General features: G+C 68.3%; 17 protein-coding genes. 11 read left to right on the forward strand and 6 right to left on the reverse strand.

Annotated features, from left to right (window positions below; translation table 11 throughout):
• Positions 1-214: 214 nt before the first annotated feature.
• Positions 215-961: a hypothetical protein gene (locus H7I41_RS08300; protein WP_264012096.1), complete on the forward strand. Its 747-nt coding sequence runs from the start codon at positions 215-217 to the stop codon at positions 959-961.
• On the forward strand, positions 961-2793 hold the full coding sequence (locus H7I41_RS08305) for a putative bifunctional diguanylate cyclase/phosphodiesterase (protein ID WP_264012097.1): 1833 nt from the start codon (positions 961-963) through the stop codon (positions 2791-2793). Before H7I41_RS08300 ends, H7I41_RS08305 begins: the two co-directional genes overlap by 1 nt.
• On the opposite strand, the gene H7I41_RS08310 is transcribed toward H7I41_RS08305, so the two are convergent.
• The gene (locus tag H7I41_RS08310; RefSeq protein WP_264012098.1) at positions 2740-3666 is read right to left on the reverse strand and encodes a hypothetical protein; all 927 of its coding nucleotides are present in this window, start codon (positions 3664-3666) and stop codon (positions 2740-2742) included. The two genes, H7I41_RS08305 and H7I41_RS08310, sit on opposite strands and share 54 nt — an antisense overlap.
• A 541-nt stretch (positions 3667-4207) precedes the next feature.
• On the opposite strand from H7I41_RS08310, the gene H7I41_RS08315 reads away from it, so the two are divergent.
• Complete coding sequence (locus tag H7I41_RS08315) at positions 4208-4885, forward strand: TetR family transcriptional regulator (protein ID WP_264012099.1); 678 nt, start codon at positions 4208-4210, stop codon at positions 4883-4885.
• 56 nt (positions 4886-4941) lie between these two features.
• Positions 4942-5583, forward strand: coding sequence for a TetR family transcriptional regulator (locus H7I41_RS08320; RefSeq protein WP_264012100.1), 642 nt, complete (start codon positions 4942-4944; stop codon positions 5581-5583).
• 12 nt (positions 5584-5595) lie between these two features.
• Here the strand turns inward: H7I41_RS08320 and H7I41_RS08325 are convergent, their stop codons facing one another.
• On the reverse strand, positions 5596-5958 hold the full coding sequence (locus H7I41_RS08325; protein WP_264012101.1) for a PAS domain S-box protein: 363 nt from the start codon (positions 5956-5958) through the stop codon (positions 5596-5598).
• Positions 5959-6218: 260 nt separating this feature from the next.
• Here H7I41_RS08325 and H7I41_RS08330 point away from each other — a divergent pair, with 260 nt between their 5' ends.
• The 3 genes from H7I41_RS08330 (at position 6219) to H7I41_RS08340 (ending at position 9335) form a co-directional block, all read left to right on the forward strand.
• On the forward strand, positions 6219-7451 hold the full coding sequence (locus H7I41_RS08330; RefSeq protein WP_264012102.1) for an acyl-CoA dehydrogenase family protein: 1233 nt from the start codon (positions 6219-6221) through the stop codon (positions 7449-7451).
• Positions 7452-8573 (forward strand): acyl-CoA dehydrogenase family protein, encoded by a 1122-nt coding sequence (locus H7I41_RS08335; protein WP_264012103.1) that lies wholly within the window; start codon positions 7452-7454, stop codon positions 8571-8573.
• Between the two features lie 159 nt (positions 8574-8732).
• The gene (locus H7I41_RS08340; RefSeq protein WP_264012104.1) at positions 8733-9335 is read left to right on the forward strand and encodes a TetR/AcrR family transcriptional regulator; all 603 of its coding nucleotides are present in this window, start codon (positions 8733-8735) and stop codon (positions 9333-9335) included.
• Between the two features lie 3 nt (positions 9336-9338).
• Here the strand turns inward: H7I41_RS08340 and H7I41_RS08345 are convergent, their stop codons facing one another.
• Entirely contained in the window at positions 9339-10004 is a 666-nt protein-coding gene (locus H7I41_RS08345) for a nucleoside/nucleotide kinase family protein (RefSeq protein WP_264012105.1), read from the reverse strand.
• Positions 10005-10207: 203 nt separating this feature from the next.
• Between H7I41_RS08345 and H7I41_RS08350 the strand changes: the two genes are divergently transcribed.
• The 3 genes from H7I41_RS08350 to H7I41_RS08360 all read left to right on the forward strand — a co-directional run bounded on the left by H7I41_RS08350 (position 10208) and on the right by H7I41_RS08360 (position 12681).
• Positions 10208-10657 (forward strand): hypothetical protein, encoded by a 450-nt coding sequence (locus H7I41_RS08350; RefSeq protein WP_264012106.1) that lies wholly within the window; start codon positions 10208-10210, stop codon positions 10655-10657.
• A gap of 64 nt (positions 10658-10721) precedes the next feature.
• Positions 10722-11186: a hypothetical protein gene (locus tag H7I41_RS08355; protein WP_264012107.1), complete on the forward strand. Its 465-nt coding sequence runs from the start codon at positions 10722-10724 to the stop codon at positions 11184-11186.
• A gap of 7 nt (positions 11187-11193) precedes the next feature.
• The gene (locus H7I41_RS08360) at positions 11194-12681 is read left to right on the forward strand and encodes a flavin-containing monooxygenase (protein WP_264012108.1); all 1488 of its coding nucleotides are present in this window, start codon (positions 11194-11196) and stop codon (positions 12679-12681) included.
• Here the strand turns inward: H7I41_RS08360 and H7I41_RS08365 are convergent.
• Together H7I41_RS08365 and H7I41_RS08370 are read right to left on the reverse strand one after the other, a co-directional pair.
• Positions 12669-13148 carry an SRPBCC family protein gene (locus H7I41_RS08365; protein ID WP_264012109.1) on the reverse strand — a complete coding sequence of 160 codons (480 nt, stop codon included), beginning with the start codon at positions 13146-13148 and terminating at the stop codon, positions 12669-12671. The two genes, H7I41_RS08360 and H7I41_RS08365, sit on opposite strands and share 13 nt — an antisense overlap.
• The gene (locus H7I41_RS08370; protein ID WP_264012110.1) at positions 13145-13852 is read right to left on the reverse strand and encodes a DUF899 domain-containing protein; all 708 of its coding nucleotides are present in this window, start codon (positions 13850-13852) and stop codon (positions 13145-13147) included. The genes H7I41_RS08365 and H7I41_RS08370 overlap by 4 nt, the downstream gene beginning before the upstream one ends.
• A gap of 94 nt (positions 13853-13946) precedes the next feature.
• Between H7I41_RS08370 and H7I41_RS08375 the strand changes: the two genes are divergently transcribed.
• Positions 13947-14915 (forward strand): aldo/keto reductase, encoded by a 969-nt coding sequence (locus H7I41_RS08375; RefSeq protein WP_264012111.1) that lies wholly within the window; start codon positions 13947-13949, stop codon positions 14913-14915.
• Positions 14916-14922: 7 nt separating this feature from the next.
• Here H7I41_RS08375 and H7I41_RS08380 read toward each other — a convergent pair whose 3' ends face one another.
• Complete coding sequence (locus H7I41_RS08380; RefSeq protein WP_264012112.1) at positions 14923-17304, reverse strand: ATP-binding cassette domain-containing protein; 2382 nt, start codon at positions 17302-17304, stop codon at positions 14923-14925.
• Positions 17305-17351: the final 47 nt, after the last annotated feature.

Genomic DNA, 17351 nt, shown 5'->3' on the forward strand with positions numbered 1-17351 from the left:
ATTAGCCGAGATTGCCATCTTTCGCGGGCCGGGTGCGAACTCCGATGCACAGTCGTAACCATTAAGCGCAATGCTGGACAAGTCTCTCTCGCTAGCTGGAATTGAAGTCGCCGTGAGCGGGATACTCATCAACGCGTATTCGTAACCCTGCGTGATGCGCGCCAGAATCAGCCGCTTCGACCCCGGTGGTCGGCTGCCCGAAGGATGGACTCACATGACCGCTCCCCAGCTAGACACCTCCGGCTCGGTGGACCTGCGCCTGGAGACGAGCCCCAGCTGGTGGGACCCCGACAGCGAATGCACCATTGTGGTGGCACAACCGGCGGCCGAACCCGAGCTGTGGTCCGAGTATGTTCGCGGCGCCGAACTCAGCTATCGAAAGCACGGCGTGGAAGCAGCCCTCGATGTGCCGGCATTGCGTAGCGGAAATGACACGGCTTTGTTTTGCGCGGGAATCAATACCGACGGCCGCGTCGTCGGCGGAGTGCGGGCAAAGGGTCCATACCTGAATGTCGACGATTGCCATGCCGTTGTTGAATGGAGCGGTCAACCGGGATTGGACGCGGTGCGAAAAATGGTCAGTGATCGACTACCGTTCGGCGTCGTGGAGATCAAATCGGCGTGGGTGTCCGATGACCCCGAACAGAGCCGAAAGCTGACAAATGTGTTGGCACGTATGCCCCTGCATTCGATGGTATTGCTCGATATCCAGTTCGCCGTCGCGACCGCAGCGGCCTACGTCCTCAACCGCTGGCTATCATCGGGTGGTGTGCTGGCGGCCAGGATCCCGGCGACGCCATATCCCGACGAGCGCTATCAGACCAAGATGATGTGGTGGGACCGGCGCACCTTCGCCAACCGCGCGGACGCCCACCAGGTGTCCACCTTCTTCTCAGAGCTGCAGAAGATCGCTGCGCTGACCGGATCCGGAGAGCCGGCGGCGGCCGCCGTGACCACCTGATGGCCGCCGGCGCCGACCGGGGCAGCCTCGACGATCTCGTCGCGGCGGTCGCGACCGAGTTGATGGCCGTCGATGCCGCGACATCGGCGCAGGCCAGCGAGCGGGTGCTGGCCCTCGTGGGCACGTACTTCGCGGTCGACACCGGATTCCTGCGGCACAACGACCACAGCAGCCGCGAATCCGTCCTGATCGCCGAATGGCCGCCCCGCGACGCCGCCGACCCGTACAGCGTCCAGCCGTTCGACACGGACGCGGACTTCGGCCGCGTCGAGCACCTCAAGGAGCCTCTGGTCCTCGAGAAGCGGCTCGACAGCGCGTCCCCTTCGGCCGAGCAGCGATCGATCGAGACGGCATTGGTGCCGTTGCTGTCCGGCGACGTGACCACCGGCGTCCTCGGCTTCGCGACGTCGGGTCACCACGAATGGCAGGCGGCGGAGTTCAATGCGCTCAAGGCGATCGCGTCACTGTTCGCGCAGGTGCAGGCGCGCATCACCGCCGAAGACAGGTTGCGCTACCTCGCCGACCACGACGACCTCACCGGCCTGTACAACCGCCGGGCGCTCTGGTCGCACCTCGACGCCAGACTGGCGCCGGGCCGGCCCGGGCCGGTGTCGGTGCTGTTCATCGACCTCGACCGGCTCAAGGCCATCAACGACTACCTCGGCCACACCGCCGGCGACTGGTTCATCCGGATACTGGCCGAGCGCCTCCGACAGGACGACGGGGACCACAAGCTGATCGCGCGACTCGGCGGCGACGAATTCGTGGTCGTGCCCGCCTCGCCACTTTCGCCCGAGGAAGCCGAACGGCTGGCCTACCGACTGCAGGCGGTGCTGCGCGAGCGCGTCTCGATCGACGGCGAGATGCTGACCCGCACGGTCAGCATCGGCGTGGCCGTCGGTGTGCCGGGACATGACACCACGTCGAACCTTCTCAGCCGCGCCGATCAGGCTGTGCTGACCGCGAAGTCGCACGGCGGCAATCAGGTGGCGGTCTACTCGGCGGAGATGTCGCTGGACAGCGAATTCCGCAACGACATCGAACTGCACCTGCAGAACGTCATCGAGAGCGGGTCTCTGGTGCTGCACTACCTGCCGGAGGTGGACATGCGCACCGGCGAGATCCTCGCTGTCGAGGCACTCGTGCGGTGGCAGCACCCGACCCGCGGCCTGTTGTCGCCGGACGCGTTCATCGGCGTGGCCGAGTCGATCAACCTCGCCGGTGAGCTCGGCCGGTGGGTGATGCGCAACGCGTGCGCGGAGTTCGCAGGGTGGCGTGCAGCCGGCGTCGGACACGGGATCGTACTGCGCATCAACGTCTCTCCGGTGCAGCTGGTCACCGACGGCTTCATCGACTCGGTGGCCGAAATCGTCGAGGAGTTCGGCCTCGAGCGCGGTTCGGTGTGCCTGGAGATCACCGAGAGCGTGGTCGTCCAGGACATCGAGACGACCAGGGTGACGATCGGCGGCCTGAAGGACGTCGGCGTGCAGGTGGCGATCGACGACTTCGGGACGGGTTACAGCGTGCTGTCGCTGCTGAAGTCACTGCCGGTGGACGCCCTCAAGATCGACAAGGGCTTCGTCGCGGATCTCGGCTCCAATCCCGGTGACCTGGCCATCGTGCGCGCGATCATCGCCCTTGCCGAGGCGTTCGGCCTCGAGCTGGTGGCCGAGGGCGTGGAGACCGAGGCCGCAGCCGTCGCGCTGCTGCGACACGGCTGCCATCGGGCGCAGGGCTTCCTGCTGTCCCGACCGCTGCCCAGCGACGCGATGGAGGCGCTACTGGCCGGCGGGCGGGTACCGGTGCAGTTTTCGCCCACGCCCAGCTTCTGAACGCAGTGCCCGCCCATCGCGGGGCGGCTGATGGAGCTGCCGGCTCATCGAGTGGCAGCTCAGCGCGCGTTCCGGGATCGTCGACCCCATGTTCAGCAGCTCGAGGCGGGCGAACCGGCTGGCGGACTCGCTGACCAGGCACAGCTGCCGGTATCCCTCGTAGCCCTGCAGGGGCCGCCGGCCGATGGCCACCGCGTGACTGTCGGCAGGCGCGATCGTCACCCCGTGCCGGGCCCGGACCGCATGCGGACCGTCCACGCCGTCGACGACCACGCCGGCGACCTCCCCGTCCTCGAACACGACCCGCTGCAGCGCGACACCGGTGTGGATGCTGATCTGCCGATCACGCGCCTGTCCCCCGAGCCAGTCGGCCAGCGAGAGCACTGTCCCAGCCGTTCCCACCGGGCCCAGCGGCTTGACCTCGATCGCCCGCCCGGCCGGTGTCCGCATCGTGGTGGTCTGCCAGTCCGCCACTCGTGAGTGCAGTAGACCGTAGGGCGACCGCAGGCACTGAGTGGCCCACTTCCTGAGACGACCGCCGTAGAAGGGTTCGACCCATCGGCCGTCGCGTTCGTCGCGGGTCTGAGCCCGCACGACGCGGGTCGGCAGTTCCATGTCGCCCGCGACGGGGTCGAGCGTGGCTAGGTCCTCGGAGAGCTCCGCGAAGTACTCGCGCGTCTCGTCGTCCTCGGGCGCGTGGGTGAGCCAGCCCCGCTCGAGATACGAGGGTGGTGGCGGCACGACGTCGTCGTCCACCGGTGGCGGCGCCGTGGCGACGAACACCTCGGCGCCGGCGTCCACCGCGATCATGGCGCTCGCCAGGCCTCCGACGGCTCCTCCGACACAGACGACGTCAACTTCTTCGTCCCACATTGTTAATTACCTCAACGTTGCTGATGGACGCGGACTCGAGTCCACGGTCGACGGGCTCCGATGCAAGACAGCCGAGCCGCTTCGGCCGAACACTGCTGCTACGACGAAAATTAACGCATCTGCCGACTGCTTCTTCACGCAGACACGACCGCGTACGAATTGAGTGATATGGGTCACCACAGCCCGCACTGAACTTCGAGGGGTTTGCCAGGGCGGGCGGTGGCAACAACACCAAACGTAGCACCCGACCGACCTGCACAAAGAGTCCGGTCGCTGGTACGCCGACCCGGAACCGGGCGCGGCGACGTCACCGGCCGCTCCGCCGGTCGCGAACCAGAAGTCATCACGATCGGGCACTTTACATACTTTAGGCATGCTTTGCACCCTCTGGCATGACTTAGAGTATTGACGTGTCGTTAAATCACCAGCGACCGGCTGTCCCTCGAGGGTTCGGCGGGCGATCAACCAACCAGCGGGTGCCGTGCCCGTCCGTCACATCCCAGGAAGAATCGTCTGTCAGTCCAGTTTCCGAGGTGACCCCGTGAGCGATCAGGTCGACCGGAAAGCAGACGCCACGCGCCTGCTGATCCTGCAGGCCGCAGCGCGGCAGTTCTCCCGGCGCGCCTACAGCATGGTCAGCCTCGACGACATCCTGGCCGACGCGGCGGTGACCAAGGGCGCGATGTACTTCCACTTCCGGTCCAAGTACGCGCTCGCGGTCGCGATCGTCGACCACCGGGCCGAACAGAGCCGCGCCGTGGTTGCCGAGGTGCTGGCCCGGCGACTGCCCGCCACGGAGACGCTCATCGACGTGATGTTCGTGATCGCCGTGGAGGACATCGGTGACCACCTCGCCAGGGCCGGGCTCAACCTTCTCGAATCCATCGGGCGCACAGACGGACTGGCCATCCGCGTGCACGGCTCGTGGGTCACCGGCTTCGCAGGCATCGCGCAGCGCGCCATCGACGAGGGCGACCTGCTCGAGGGCCGCGACGCCGATGACATCGCCGTGTTACTGGTCGCGATGTACGTGGGCATCCGGCAGACGACCGACCTCGACGAGCCGCACGCGTTCCTGACGCGGCTCGTCGACGCCTGGGACGTCGTACTGCCGGGCATCGCACGGCCCGAGCGGTTGAGCTACCTCACCCAGTTCGCCCGGCGGCGCGGAGCGCAGGCACTCAAGCGGGCCACCCCGCTGCCCGCCGATGACTTATGATCGCCCTCCGGGCTGCAGTCCGGAGAACTCGAGGCCATCGCCGGAGGTGATCGCGTATGCCGCGGCAGGCCCGCTCTGAGGCGACGCGGCGCCGGATCGTCGACGCAGCGGTCGATCTCATCGGCGAGATCGGTTATCCGGCAGTCGGTCTGGGAGACATCATCGAGCGCGCCGAGCTGACCAAGGGCGCGCTCTACTACCACTTCGACTCCAAGGAGTCACTGGCGGTCGCCATCATCGCCGAGGGCGGGGCCAACCTGCTGGCGACGTTCCGCAGCATCAGCGCATCCACGTCGCCGGCTCTGGAGAACATCATTCACGGGTTGTTCATGGTGGTCGACCGGGTCGCCACCGACCCGCTCACCCGCACGGCCGCGCAACTGCTGCGGGTGTTCGGCGGATTCAGCGAAGTGTCGCGACTGGTCTATGCGGGCTGGCTCGACGAGATGGCAGACGAGGTCCGGCGGGCCGCTACCGAGGGGGATCTGCGGGCCGGGCTTGAACCGGGCGCAGTGGCCGAGATCATCGTCGGCGCGATGCTCGGCGCCGAACTGCTCTCGGGTGTCGACGACGATCTCCGCAACCGGTTGACCCGGATGTGGCAGGTGCTGTTGCCTGCCGTCGTCGCCGACGAGTCACTCGGGTACTTCCGCGAGTTCCTCGCCCGCGAGGCATTGCGAGCGCCGTCCGGCGGCTGAACCGGCCGGTCTTTAGAGTTCCTCGACCCACAGCCGCTCGGTGAGGTCCTGGAACGTGGCCAACGCGACCGGGTCATCGCCGCGTAACAACGCCGAACGACTCATCTGCGCACGGACTGTCGACCCCTCGCGGTCCACGAGCTCGACGATCATGTCGGCGTGCTCGTGCACGACCGACAACACCGGTCCGTCGGTGGGAACCGTTGTGCAGATGTCTGCGAACTGCATTCGCTGGATGTCCTCGGCGTTGCGCCCGAGCATCGCGGCGAACGCACCGTTGGCGAACAGGATGGCGCCGCCCTCGGCAACCGCGAGCACAGGCACCGGGAACCGCTCGAGCAGCACCAGCGCCGGCATCTGCTCGAGCAGCGCCATGGGTGACCGATTGGCCTGACTACTACGTCGCCGATCCACGTTGTGGGTCCCGTCCTCGTGTGGTGTCGGTTCGGGGTGACTCCCGGCCCGACGCTGCGCCTCGTGCAGCAAAGCCTAGTCGGCCGTCATCATCACCGATCGAGCCCGCTGCGGCGGGCGATTGGCGAACTTGCGCCGACCGCCCGTCCCTGGGCCCTTCACCTCCACCTGACTAACTAGGTTTACTCTGTGCGTAACCACATCGACAGACGGGAGGTCCGATGGACCTGGACTGGTCACCGGAGGACCTGACTTTCCGTGAGGAGGTGCGCGCCTTCCTCGACGACCGGCTCACTCCCGAACTGCGGCAGGCGGGGCGGCTGATGACGAGCGTGTACGCCGACCACGACGCCAGCATGGAGTGGCAACGCATCCTGCACGAGCAGGGCTGGGCGGCGCCCGCATGGCCTGTCGAGTACGGCGGCTGCGACTGGACTTTGACGCAGCACTACATCTTCAGCCGCGAGGCCACCCTGGCCGGCGCCCCGTCGCTGTCGCCGATGGGCATCCGGATGGTCGCCCACGCGATCGTGAAGTTCGGCACCGACGCGCAGAAGGAGTACTTCCTGCCGCGGATCCTGACCGGCGAGGTGTTCTTCTGTCAGGGCTACTCCGAACCCGAGGCCGGCTCCGACCTCGCCGCGCTGTCGATGGCGGCCGTCGATGACGGCGAACACTTGGTGTGCACCGGAAGCAAGATCTGGACCACCCACGCACAGGAGGCGAACTGGATGTTCGCCCTGGTGCGGACCACCCGCGCGGCGAAGAAGCAGCAGGGCATCACGTTCGTGCTGATCGACATGACCAGCCCCGGGATCGAGATCCGCCCACTGGTGATGACCTCCGGTGAGGAAGTCCAGAACCAGGTGTTCTTCGACGACGTCCGGGTGCCCAAGGCCAACGTGATCGGCCGGATCGACGACGGCTGGACGGTGGCGAAGTACCTGCTGGAATTCGAACGCGGCGGCGGGGCTTCGTCGCCCGCGCTCCAGGTGCTCGCCGAGGAGATCGCCACCGTCGCGGCGGGCCGGCCCGGTCCGGACGGCGGCCTACTGATCGACGACGCCGCCTTCGCCCTGCGGCTCGCCGACGCGAGGATCCGGACCGAGGTGCTCGAGATCCTGGAGTACCGGGTGCTGGCGGCCGTCGCGGCGGGCAGGAACCCCGGATCGGCGTCGTCGATGCTCAAGGTGCTCGGCACCGAGCTGAGCCAGACGCTCACCGAACTCTCGATGGAGGCCGCGGGGCCGCGGGCGCGGGTCTACCAGCCGCATGCCACCAAACCCGGCGGACCGATCGCCGAATACGAGCCGCCTCCGGATGGCTACGTCAGCGGCGAACCATGGCAAGCCGTGGCGCCACTGCGGTACTTCAACGACCGGGCCGGCTCGATCTACGCCGGCAGCAACGAAATCCAGCGCAACATCCTGGCCAAAGCCGCATTGGGGCTCTAGATGGACTTCACACTCACCAACGAACAGGAACTCCTGCGCGACGGGCTGTCGAAATACCTCTCGACACGCTACGACCTGGAGAAGAGCCGATCGGCGGCCAAGACCGGCGCCGGCTGGCAGCCCGAGATCTGGCGCGGGTTCGCCGAAGAGCTCGGCATCCTCGGCGCGGGCCTGCCCGAGGACGTCGGCGGCATCGGCGGTGGACCTGTCGAGTCGATGGTGATCGCCGAGGCGCTCGGCCATGCCCTAGTGATCGAGCCCTACATCGACACCGCGGTGGTGGCCGCCGGACTGCTTCTCCGGGCGGGCGGACCGGCTGCCACGGCGCTGCTGGAGAAGATCGCCGACGGCTCGGCGATCGTCGCGCTCGCCGCCACCGAGGCGGAATCGGGCGATGACTGGCAGCGGGTGACGACCGAGGCCCGACGCGACGGGTCCGGCTGGGTGCTCCACGGCGAGAAGATCGTCGTCATGAACGCGCCGCTGGCCACGCATCTGCTCGTCACCGCGCGCACCCCGGACGACGGCGTGTCGCTGTTCCTGCTCGAACCCGATCGGCCGGGTGTGCACGCGCACGTCTACCGCACGATCGACGATCGTCGCGCGGCCGACCTGGTTCTCGACGGCGTGCAGGTGTCCGCGGACGCAGTGCTCGGCGCCGCGGGACGGGCCGGGCCGTCACTGGCCCAGGCACGCGATGAGGGCGCGGCCGCGGTCTGCTCGGAGGCGGTGGGTGGCATGCGGAAGGTGGTGGCCGACACCGTCGAGTACTGCAGGCAACGGCAGCAGTTCGGACAACCCATCGGCTCCTTTCAGGCGCTGCAACACCGCATGGTGGACATGCACATGGAGCTCGAGCAGTCGGTCGCCGCCACGTATCTCGCGGTGCTCAAGCTGGGCGCCGAACCGGCGGAGCGGGCCCGCGCGGTGTCGGCGGCCAAGGTCACGGTCGGGCGCGCAGCGCGGTTCGTGGGGCAGAACGCCGTCCAGTTGCACGGCGGAATGGGCATGACCGAGGAACTCGCGATCGGCCACTACTTCAAGCGGCTCACGGCCGTCCAGTACGAGTTCGGGTCGACCGACCACCACCTGAAGCGGTACGCACGGCTGACCCGGTCCTGAGTCGCAGCGGGCTGGACACATGTCCGATCTGATCGGTTCATGAAACGAGGCCGCCCCCGCCGAAGTCCCGCATCGCCCACGGCTCGCGCGAAAACAGCCATCTACGCGAGTCATCCGGCGTTGATTGCGATGCACTGTCGGACCGACTAACCTGGACACATGTCCAGTGCAGTTGTGGTGCACGTCACTTCACTGCGCGACTCACATCACCGGCGCAGGCGTACCTGCCAACGGGTCTTCACCGCGGCAGCCCAACTGCTCGACGAGTCGAGCGACGCGCCCGGGGTCGTCGATGTCTCGCTGCCGGCCCTGGCCGCGCGGGCGCGGGTCGCCCCGACCGCACTGCGCGCACATTTCGATTCCCTCGACGCGATGTTCGCCGAGCTCTATCTGCACCGGATCTGTGCCCTACCGCTGAACGTCGATCCCGGGCTCGGCGCCGCGGCCCGGGTGAGCGCCCAACTCCGGGCCATCACGATGGTGCTGGCCGACGAACCGCGACTGTCCGAGGCGTGCAGCCGCGCCCTGCTCCGCAACGACGACGACGTGGTGGCCGATGTCCGCACGCGGATCGGCGCAGAAGTGCAGCGGCGCATCGCCGCGGCACTCGGCGCCGGAGCATGGCCTGAGGTGCAGGCCACCCTCGAGACCGTGTTCTGGGGCGCGCTGCTGCAGGTGCGGTCCCGCTCCGTCAGTTGTCACCGGATGGCCGACAGGCTCGACACGATGCTGGCGCTGATCCTGTCCGATGCCGACCACTGACCACTACCCGTCCTCGATCAGCAGCACCCGGTCGCACGACGCGCTTGTCGCGGCGATCAGCCGAGCGTTCGGTTCGTCGACGGTGTCGACCCAGTGCTGCGCGTCGACCGCGCCGAGGCCGGCTGTCACATGCCGGTCGATCAGCCGCCGGCGCCGCACCTCCGCATCGGCGTCGATGTAGTACAGCCGCTCGAGCAGTGGACGCACCGCAGCCCAGCCGTCGGCGACCAGCGCCAGATAGTTGCCCTCGGTGACCACGACGCGCGCCTGCGCGGGCACCACCCGTGCCGCGGCGACCGGATCGTCGAGCGCCCGGTCGAAGTCGGGGACGAAGACATCGGCGACGCCGTGACTGTCCGCGATTCGGGTCAGGGTGGCGCAGTAACCGCCGACGTCGAAGGTGTCCGGAGCTCCTCTGCGCCGGCGCAGACCCAGACGGTCGAGCTGGGCCTTGGCGAGGTGGAAGCCGTCCATCGGCAGGTATGCCGCCGGCGTCGACCACCGCTCGTTGAGCTCTTCGACGACGGCGAGGGCGAAGGTCGACTTCCCGACGCCCGGCGGCCCGGTCACACCCGCAAGCACCCGCCGGGCGGGGCGCGCGACCGCACCGGCCAGTTCGGCGGCCACAGCACGCCGCGCTTCCTCGCTGGTCAGGATCGCGGGGGCCATCGGCTTCACGGTACGTCGCCGTATTCCCAGGTGAGAGGCCACCCGGCGGATCGGTTCGTGACGAGTTCGCCGGAGCGGTTTACCTCCGTCGCACACGGGGGAACCTCAACCGCATGACGGGTCGACATCGAATGCAAGAAGCACCGGTCCGAATACCTGCGGCGACCGGTCGTAATGTCACGCGGACCTCTTCTCGGTCCAACGTGGTGATCGGCGCCATCTCCGCCTCAGTGGCCGGTGCCGGAGTGGTGGCCGCCGCGGCCGTCCAGTTGCTGGCGCCCGCCGAGTCCCCCGCCCCGCCTGCGGCGTCCACGGCGCCCGTGACCGCCGGCGCGCCCGCGCTCAACCACGAGGGCCGCCTGATCGCCGTCACCCCGGATTCGGTGACCGCGCGCAGTGCAGACGGTGTCACGCAGACCTACCGCATCACCCCCGAGACCACGGCACTCACCGAGCGGGGCAACCACACCGTGAGTCCCGCGACGACCTTCGACGTCGACGACGAGGTGGCGATCGTCGCGATCGTCCAGAACGGCACCCCGGTCGCGACCACCGTCGCCGAACGCCGCGTCAGCGGCCTGAACGGGCCGCCGATGGATGCGGTGACCGTGCAGCCCGCGAGCCACTCCAGCCCGACCGCCGCCACCGGCTGAGCCCGCGCCGAATCCCTTCGCTGAAGCCGTCCGGGTCGTCCGCAGTCCCATAGACTCGGCCCGCATGAGGCCGTTACTCGCGATAGTGCTGCTGGCCGGACTGCTCACCGGGTGCAGTACCGCGATCCAGGGCCGTGCTGTCGCCGGCGCCGAACTGACCGCTCCCGTCCCCGTGACCGAAGCCTGGAAGCGGGATGTCACCTCGGCGGTCGCCGCCATCGGCAGGGCGCTGGGCACCGCGGGAGAAGCGATGGTCAACAGCGAGTACTCGACCGTCCGCAGCGGCTGCCGCGATCTCGAGGAGGCCACGGACCTGCTCGAGGATCAACTGCCCAGCGAGGAGGAAGACGTCAACGAGGCGCTGCAGAACGCCGTGGACGAATACCGATCGTTCGCCGGCATCTGCGTCACCCTGACGCCGAACAGCAGTGGCGCCGAGATCGACCGCCTCGAAGCGACACTCGACCGGGCGGACGCCAGCATCCGGGACGCGATGGCACTGCTCGACATCGACATGCCCGGGGGCTGAAAATCCCGTGGCGGAACGCGTCGCCGTCATCGGGGCAGGCCCGGGAGGCCTGGTCGCCGCGCGCTGGCTGGCATCGTGCGGCTTCGAACCGACGATCTTCGAACGGAATCCGGTTCTCGGCGGACAGTGGTCCGGACTGCCGGGCCGCAGCGGCGTGTGGCCGTCGATGCACACCAACACCAGCCGCATCCTGACCGCCTTCAGCGACCTGCCCTTCGGCGGTCACCTCGTGCACCCGCCGTACGCCGACGTGCTGCGCTATCTGCACCGCTACGCCGAATCATTCGGATTGACCGCCCGGATCAGATTCGGCACGGCGGTCGACTCGGTGAACCTGGACGACACCGGATGGCTGGTCGGGCACTCCGACGGCACCGAGGTCTTCGACCGGGTGGTGGTGGCATCCGGTCGATTTCATTCACCGGTGATCCCGGCCGTTCCGGGGCTCGAGTCGTTCTCCGGCGACCCCGGCATCGGTTCCACGTATGACTTCCGCGACCACGACCGGTATCTGGGAAGGCGGGTGCTCGTCGCCGGCGGCGCCATCAGTGCGCTCGAGATCGCGGCCGAACTGGCCCAACTCGGAGCGTCCCGTGTCGTCGTCACACAGCGGCGGCAGCGTTATGTGCTGCCCAAGTTCGCCGCCGGTGTGCCGTCCGACCATCGGATCTTCACCCGATACGGCACGCTGTCGAACGAGGTCCTGCCCGCGGCCGAGATCGACCGCCAGCTGCGGGAGATCGTCACCGAGGCCGGCGGCAGCCCGGACCAGTACGGCGCACCGGCACCCGATCCGTCACTGTTCGCCGCCGGTGTCACCCTCGGCCAGAGCTACCTTCCCCTCGTGGCGGAGGGCCGGATCACGGTGCGCCCGTGGATCGATTCGGTCGCAGGGGACACCGTCACGTTCGCCGACGGGCAGGCCGAGACATTCGACGCCATTCTGTTCGGCACCGGATTCGAGCTGAGCCTGCCGTTCCTCGGTCGAAACGTCCACGCGACACTCGACCTCGACGGGGCACACCTCGACGCCGACCGTCACACGTTCCATCCCGACCTCCCCGGCCTGGCCTTCGTGGGGATGTGGGACCAGTCCGGCGGGTACTTCGTGCCGCTGGAACTGCAGGCGAGATGGATCGCCTACCTGTGGGGCGGCATCCTGCCGGCGGTGACCGAAGCGGAGCAGCGCGCGTCGGTCGCGGCATATCGGTCACGTCGCGGTGCGTCGCAGAAGACCCGGATGAATCTGGCGGCACTGACCTTTGCGCGGGCCGCCGGTGTCGAACCGGAACTGTCGCGATGGCCCGAACTCCGCCGGGCACTGCTGTTCGGTCCGCTGGCGCCGAGCTGTTTCCGGCTCGAGGGTCCCGACGCGCTACCCGACGCGGCAACGATGTTCGCGCAGGACGCTGCGGAATTCGGCGCGATCACCGGCAACGATCTCACCGAACGCGAACGCCGGTACTGGTCGATGGTCGAGGCTCAGCCGCTGTAGGTCAGACAACAGCGCTCCAGCGCCCCGAGCGATTCGGCGATGAAGTCCTCGGAAAACGGTGGCATGCCGCCGATCTCATCGCGGAAGCTCTGCGGCGTCGCCGTCCAGTCGTAGGTCAGCGTGACCGCCGTTCCGTCACCGTCGGGGGCGAGGTCGTAACGCCAGGACCAGCCACCGGGAACGTGGGCGCCGGACTCGTCGCGTTGTCCTGGTAGCCAGGCGATCACCCGGTCCGGCTCGAAGTCGGTGACCAGGTTGTCCATCACGTAGTGTCCGCCCGCGGCCTCCAGGTACATGTTCACCGCGAAGATCTGTCCGGTGCCGCTGATCGGCGTCGGGTCCACCGCGTCGCGCACCCAGTCCCCCGGCTCGGTGTCCTTGTGCCGCGCCGGGTCGGCGAGGGCGGCGAACACCGCCGACGGCGGCGCCGCGATCTTCCGGCTGGCGACGAATCGTTCCGCACTCACCTGCCGGCCTTTCCGTAGAACCGGGCGATATCCGGCGAGTCCAGCCAGCCCGAGTAGGTCGGTCTGCTCGGCCAGCCCTCCGGCGAATCGAGCCACTCCTCCTGACGGCCGTACGGGAGGATGTCGATCAACGGGAAGCTGTGGCTGAGCTGCTCGGTGCCACGGCCGTTGGTGTGCCAGGTGCGGTAGACGGTGTCGCCGTCGCGCAGGAAGACGTTGACGGCGAAGCCGCCTCCCGGCGGTGCGTCGACGTCGACGCCGAACGAGCTCTCCGACGACGAGTACCAGTCCATCCTGTTGCCCACCTTGTCCCGGTAGGCCAGCGCCTCCTCGATCGGGCCGTTGGTGACGACGACGAATCGGGCGTCGTAGCTGTCCAGGAACTCCAGCCTGGTGAACTGGCTGGTGTAACCGGTGCAGCCGCCGCACTGCCAGTCCGCGCCGTCGCTCCACATGTGGTGATAGGTGATCAGCTGCGAGCGGCCGCCGAAGACGTCGGCCAGCCGGACGGGGCCCTCGGCGCCGATCAGCGTGTACTCGGGCAGTTCGACCATCGGCAGCCGCCTGCGCTGCGCGGCGATCGCGTCGAGCTCGCGGGTCGCCGCCTTCTCCCTTCGCCGCAGGTCGTCGAGTGCGGCGCGCCACGTGCCGTGGTCGGCCACCGGCGGCTTCGCGGCCGATGTGGTGGTCTGGTTCCCTGTCATCACAGGCTCCCTTCCGAGCAGTCGGAATCCTCTTACGACTATCAGACTCGACGGCGACCCGAGACTCATCGCTCACGTCGGTACCGTCGGAGGAATGAAGCATCTCGACGTCGAAGGAATCGGACCGGTGAGCCGCATCGGCCTCGGCACGTGGCAGTTCGGTTCGCGGGAATGGGGGTACGGCGACCAGTACGCATCGGGCCCCGCTCGCGACATCGTGCAGCGCGCCCGCGCACTGGGGGTGACCTTGTTCGACACCGCCGAGATCTACGGATTCGGCAAAAGCGAACGGATCCTCGGTGAAGCACTCGGCGACGAGCGCGCCGACGTGGTGGTGGCCAGCAAGATCATGCCGATCGCGCCGTTCCCCGCCGTGGTCAGGCAGCGCGCGCGGGCCAGTGCGCAGCGGCTCGGGGTGGACCGCATCCCGCTGTACCAGATCCACCAGTCCAATCCGCTGGTGCCCGACTCGGTGATCATGCCCGGGATGCGGGATCTGCTGGACCGCGGCGAGATCGGTGCGGCAGGGGTGTCGAACTACTCGCTCGAGCGGTGGCGTAAAGCCGACGCCGCCCTGGGCCGGCCGGTGGTCAGCAACCAGGTGCACTTCTCGCTCGCCCATCCGCAGGCACTCGACGACCTGGTGCCGTTCGCCGAACGGGAGAATCGCATGGTGATGGCGTACAGCCCGCTGGCGCAGGGCCTGCTGGGCGGCAAGTACGGGCCGGACAACCGGCCCGGCGGTGTGCGCGCGATGAATCCGTTGTTCGGTACCGAGAACCTGCGTCGCATCCAGCCGCTCCTGAACACCCTGCGCGACGTCGGGGCCGAGGTCGGCGCCAAGCCCGCGCAGGTGGCATTGGCATGGCTGATCAGCCTGCCCGGCGTGGTGGCGATTCCCGGCGCGTCGAGCGTCGAGCAGCTGGAGTTCAACGTCGCCGCCGCAGACATCGAGCTGAGCACGGAGTCAAGGGATGCGCTCACCGCGGCGGCGCGGGCGTTCCGTCCGGCGTCCGCGGGCCGGTTCTTCACCGACCTGCTGCGCGAGAAGGTCGGCCGCTAGGCGATCCTCAGCCGCTGACGTAGTCGGCGAGGTGCTCGCCGGTGAGGGTGGCGCGGCCCGCGACCAGGTCGGCCGGCGTCCCCTCGAAGACGATCCGTCCGCCGTCGTGTCCGGCTCCCGGGCCGAGGTCGATGATCCAGTCGGCGTGCGCCATGACGGCCTGGTGGTGCTCGATGACGATCGCCGACTTGCCCGACTCCACGAGCCCGTCGAGCAGGGCCAGCAGCTGCTCCACATCGGCGAGGTGCAGGCCGGAGGTCGGTTCGTCGAGGACGTAGACCTCTCCGCTCTCCGCGCCCTTGTCACTCATCCGGGTCGCCAGCTTGAGCCGTTGCCGCTCACCGCCGGACAACGTGGTCAGCGGCTGGCCGACGGTGAGATAGCCCAGTCCCACCGCCTCCAGGTTGTTCAGGATGCGCTGGGCTGCGGGCAGTTTGGCGTCACCGTCGGTGAAGAACGCCAGCGCGTCGGACACCGGGAGGCCGAGCACCTCACTGATGTCCTTGCCGCCGAACGTGTAATCGAGCACCGACGCGTCGAAACGCCTGCCCTCGCAGACCTCGCAGGTGGCGGCCACACCGGCCATCATTCCCAGATCGGTGTACACCACACCCGCGCCGTTGCAGTTCGGGCATGCGCCTTCGGAATTGGCGCTGAACAGCGCAGGCTTGACGCCGTTGGCCTTGGCGAAAGCCTTGCGGATCGGTTCGAGCAGTCCGGTGTAGGTCGCCGGGTTGCTGCGCCGGGAGCCACGGATCGGGGTCTGGTCGACGACGACGACGCCGTCGCGGCGCGCCACCGAACCGTGGATGAGCGAACTCTTCCCCGAGCCCGCGACGCCGGTGATCACCACCAGCACACCGAGGGGGATGTCGACGTCGACGGCGGCCAGGTTGTGGGTGTCGGCGCCGCGGACCTCCAGGACGCCGGAACGCTCACGCACCGCGTCCTTGAGAGAGGCCCGGTCGTCGAGGTGGCGACCGGTCAGCGTGTCACTTCCGCGCAGCCCGGCCACCGTCCCCTCGAAGACGATCTCGCCGCCCGCGGCGCCCGCGCCGGGGCCGAGGTCGACCACGTGGTCGGCGATGGCGATCACCTCGGGCTTGTGCTCGACGACGAGCACGGTGTTGCCTTTGTCGCGCAGCCGCAGCAACAGCGCGTTCATCCGGGCGATGTCGTGGGGATGCAGCCCGACCGTCGGCTCGTCGAACACGTAGGTGACGTCGGTGAGGGCCGAGCCGAGATGCCGGATCATCTTGACGCGCTGCGCCTCACCACCCGACAACGTGCCCGACGACCGGTCCAGTGAGAGGTAGCCAAGCCCGATCTCGACGAACGCGTCCAGACCCTGGCGCAGCGCCGCGACGAGCGGCCCCACCTTCGCTGCGCCGTCACCCAGGTCCCGCACCCACTCGGCGAGGTCGCTGATCTGCATCGCGGACAGCTCGGCGATGTTGCGGCCGTTGATCTTCGACGACCGGGCGGTCTCGGAAAGCCGGGTTCCGTCGCAGTCGGGACACGTGGTGAACGTGACGGCGCGCTCGACGAAAGCACGGATGTGCGGTTGCATCGCCCCGACGTCCTTGGCCAGGTAGGACTTCTGGATCTGCGGGATCAGTCCCAGGTAGGTCAGGTTGACGCCGTCGATCTTGAGCTTGGTGGCCTCCTTGTACAGCAGGGCGTCGAGTTCCTTGGCCGTGAAGTCCCGGATCGGCTTGTCCGGGTCGAAGAAGCCGCAGCCGTTGAAGATCCGGCCGTACCAGCCCTCCATGCTGAACCCGGGGATGGTGAGCGCACCGCCGTTGAGCGACTTGCTGTCGTCGTACAGCGCGGTCAGGTCGATGTCGTTGACCGCACCGCGGCCCTCACACCGCGGGCACATTCCGCCGACGACGGCGAAGTCGCGGCGCTCCTTGACCGTTCGTCCGCCGCGCTCGATGGTGACCGCACCGGCTCCGCTGATCGAGGCGACGTTGAACGAGAACGCCTGCGGCGATCCGATGTGCGGTTCGCCCAGGCGGCTGAACAGGATGCGCAGCATCGCGCCCGTGTCGGTGGCCGTGCCGACGGTGGAGCGCGGGTCGCTGCCCATCCGCTGCTGGTCGACGATGATCGCGGTGGTCAGGCCCTCGAGCACATCCACCTCGGGCCGGCCCAGTGTCGGCATGAAGCCTTGGACGAAGGCGCTGTAGGTCTCGTTGATCAGCCGCTGCGACTCGGCGGCGATGGTGCCGAACACCAGCGAACTCTTGCCGGAGCCGGAGACACCGGTGAACACGGTGAGTCGGCGTTTGGGCAGTTCGATGTCGATGCCCTTGAGGTTGTTCTCGCGTGCCCCGTGCACGCGGATGACGTCATGGGTGTCGGCGGCGGGAAGTCCTCTGCTCATCGGGTCAGATCGTGCCACGGGGGTGCCCGCGGCCGGAACCCTGGCGG

The organism is [Mycobacterium] manitobense (genome assembly GCF_025821665.1).
GTDB lineage: Bacteria > Actinomycetota > Actinomycetes > Mycobacteriales > Mycobacteriaceae > Mycobacterium > Mycobacterium arseniciresistens.

Excerpts from the sequence above, each read along its gene's own strand:
- H7I41_RS08300 (WP_264012096.1), top strand. The coding sequence starts at position 215 with ATGACCGCTCCCCAGCTAGACACCTCCGGCTCGGTGGACCTGCGCCTG.
- H7I41_RS08305 (WP_264012097.1), top strand. The coding sequence starts at position 961 with ATGGCCGCCGGCGCCGACCGGGGCAGCCTCGACGATCTCGTCGCGGCG.
- H7I41_RS08310 (WP_264012098.1), bottom strand. The coding sequence starts at position 3,666 with ATGTGGGACGAAGAAGTTGACGTCGTCTGTGTCGGAGGAGCCGTCGGA.
- H7I41_RS08320 (WP_264012100.1), top strand. The coding sequence starts at position 4,942 with ATGCCGCGGCAGGCCCGCTCTGAGGCGACGCGGCGCCGGATCGTCGAC.
- H7I41_RS08325 (WP_264012101.1), bottom strand. The coding sequence starts at position 5,958 with ATGGCGCTGCTCGAGCAGATGCCGGCGCTGGTGCTGCTCGAGCGGTTC.
- H7I41_RS08330 (WP_264012102.1), top strand. The coding sequence starts at position 6,219 with ATGGACCTGGACTGGTCACCGGAGGACCTGACTTTCCGTGAGGAGGTG.
- H7I41_RS08335 (WP_264012103.1), top strand. The coding sequence starts at position 7,452 with ATGGACTTCACACTCACCAACGAACAGGAACTCCTGCGCGACGGGCTG.
- H7I41_RS08340 (WP_264012104.1), top strand. The coding sequence starts at position 8,733 with ATGTCCAGTGCAGTTGTGGTGCACGTCACTTCACTGCGCGACTCACAT.
- H7I41_RS08345 (WP_264012105.1), bottom strand. The coding sequence starts at position 10,004 with ATGGCCCCCGCGATCCTGACCAGCGAGGAAGCGCGGCGTGCTGTGGCC.
- H7I41_RS08355 (WP_264012107.1), top strand. The coding sequence starts at position 10,722 with ATGAGGCCGTTACTCGCGATAGTGCTGCTGGCCGGACTGCTCACCGGG.
- H7I41_RS08370 (WP_264012110.1), bottom strand. The coding sequence starts at position 13,852 with ATGACAGGGAACCAGACCACCACATCGGCCGCGAAGCCGCCGGTGGCC.
- H7I41_RS08375 (WP_264012111.1), top strand. The coding sequence starts at position 13,947 with ATGAAGCATCTCGACGTCGAAGGAATCGGACCGGTGAGCCGCATCGGC.
- H7I41_RS08380 (WP_264012112.1), bottom strand. The coding sequence starts at position 17,304 with ATGAGCAGAGGACTTCCCGCCGCCGACACCCATGACGTCATCCGCGTG.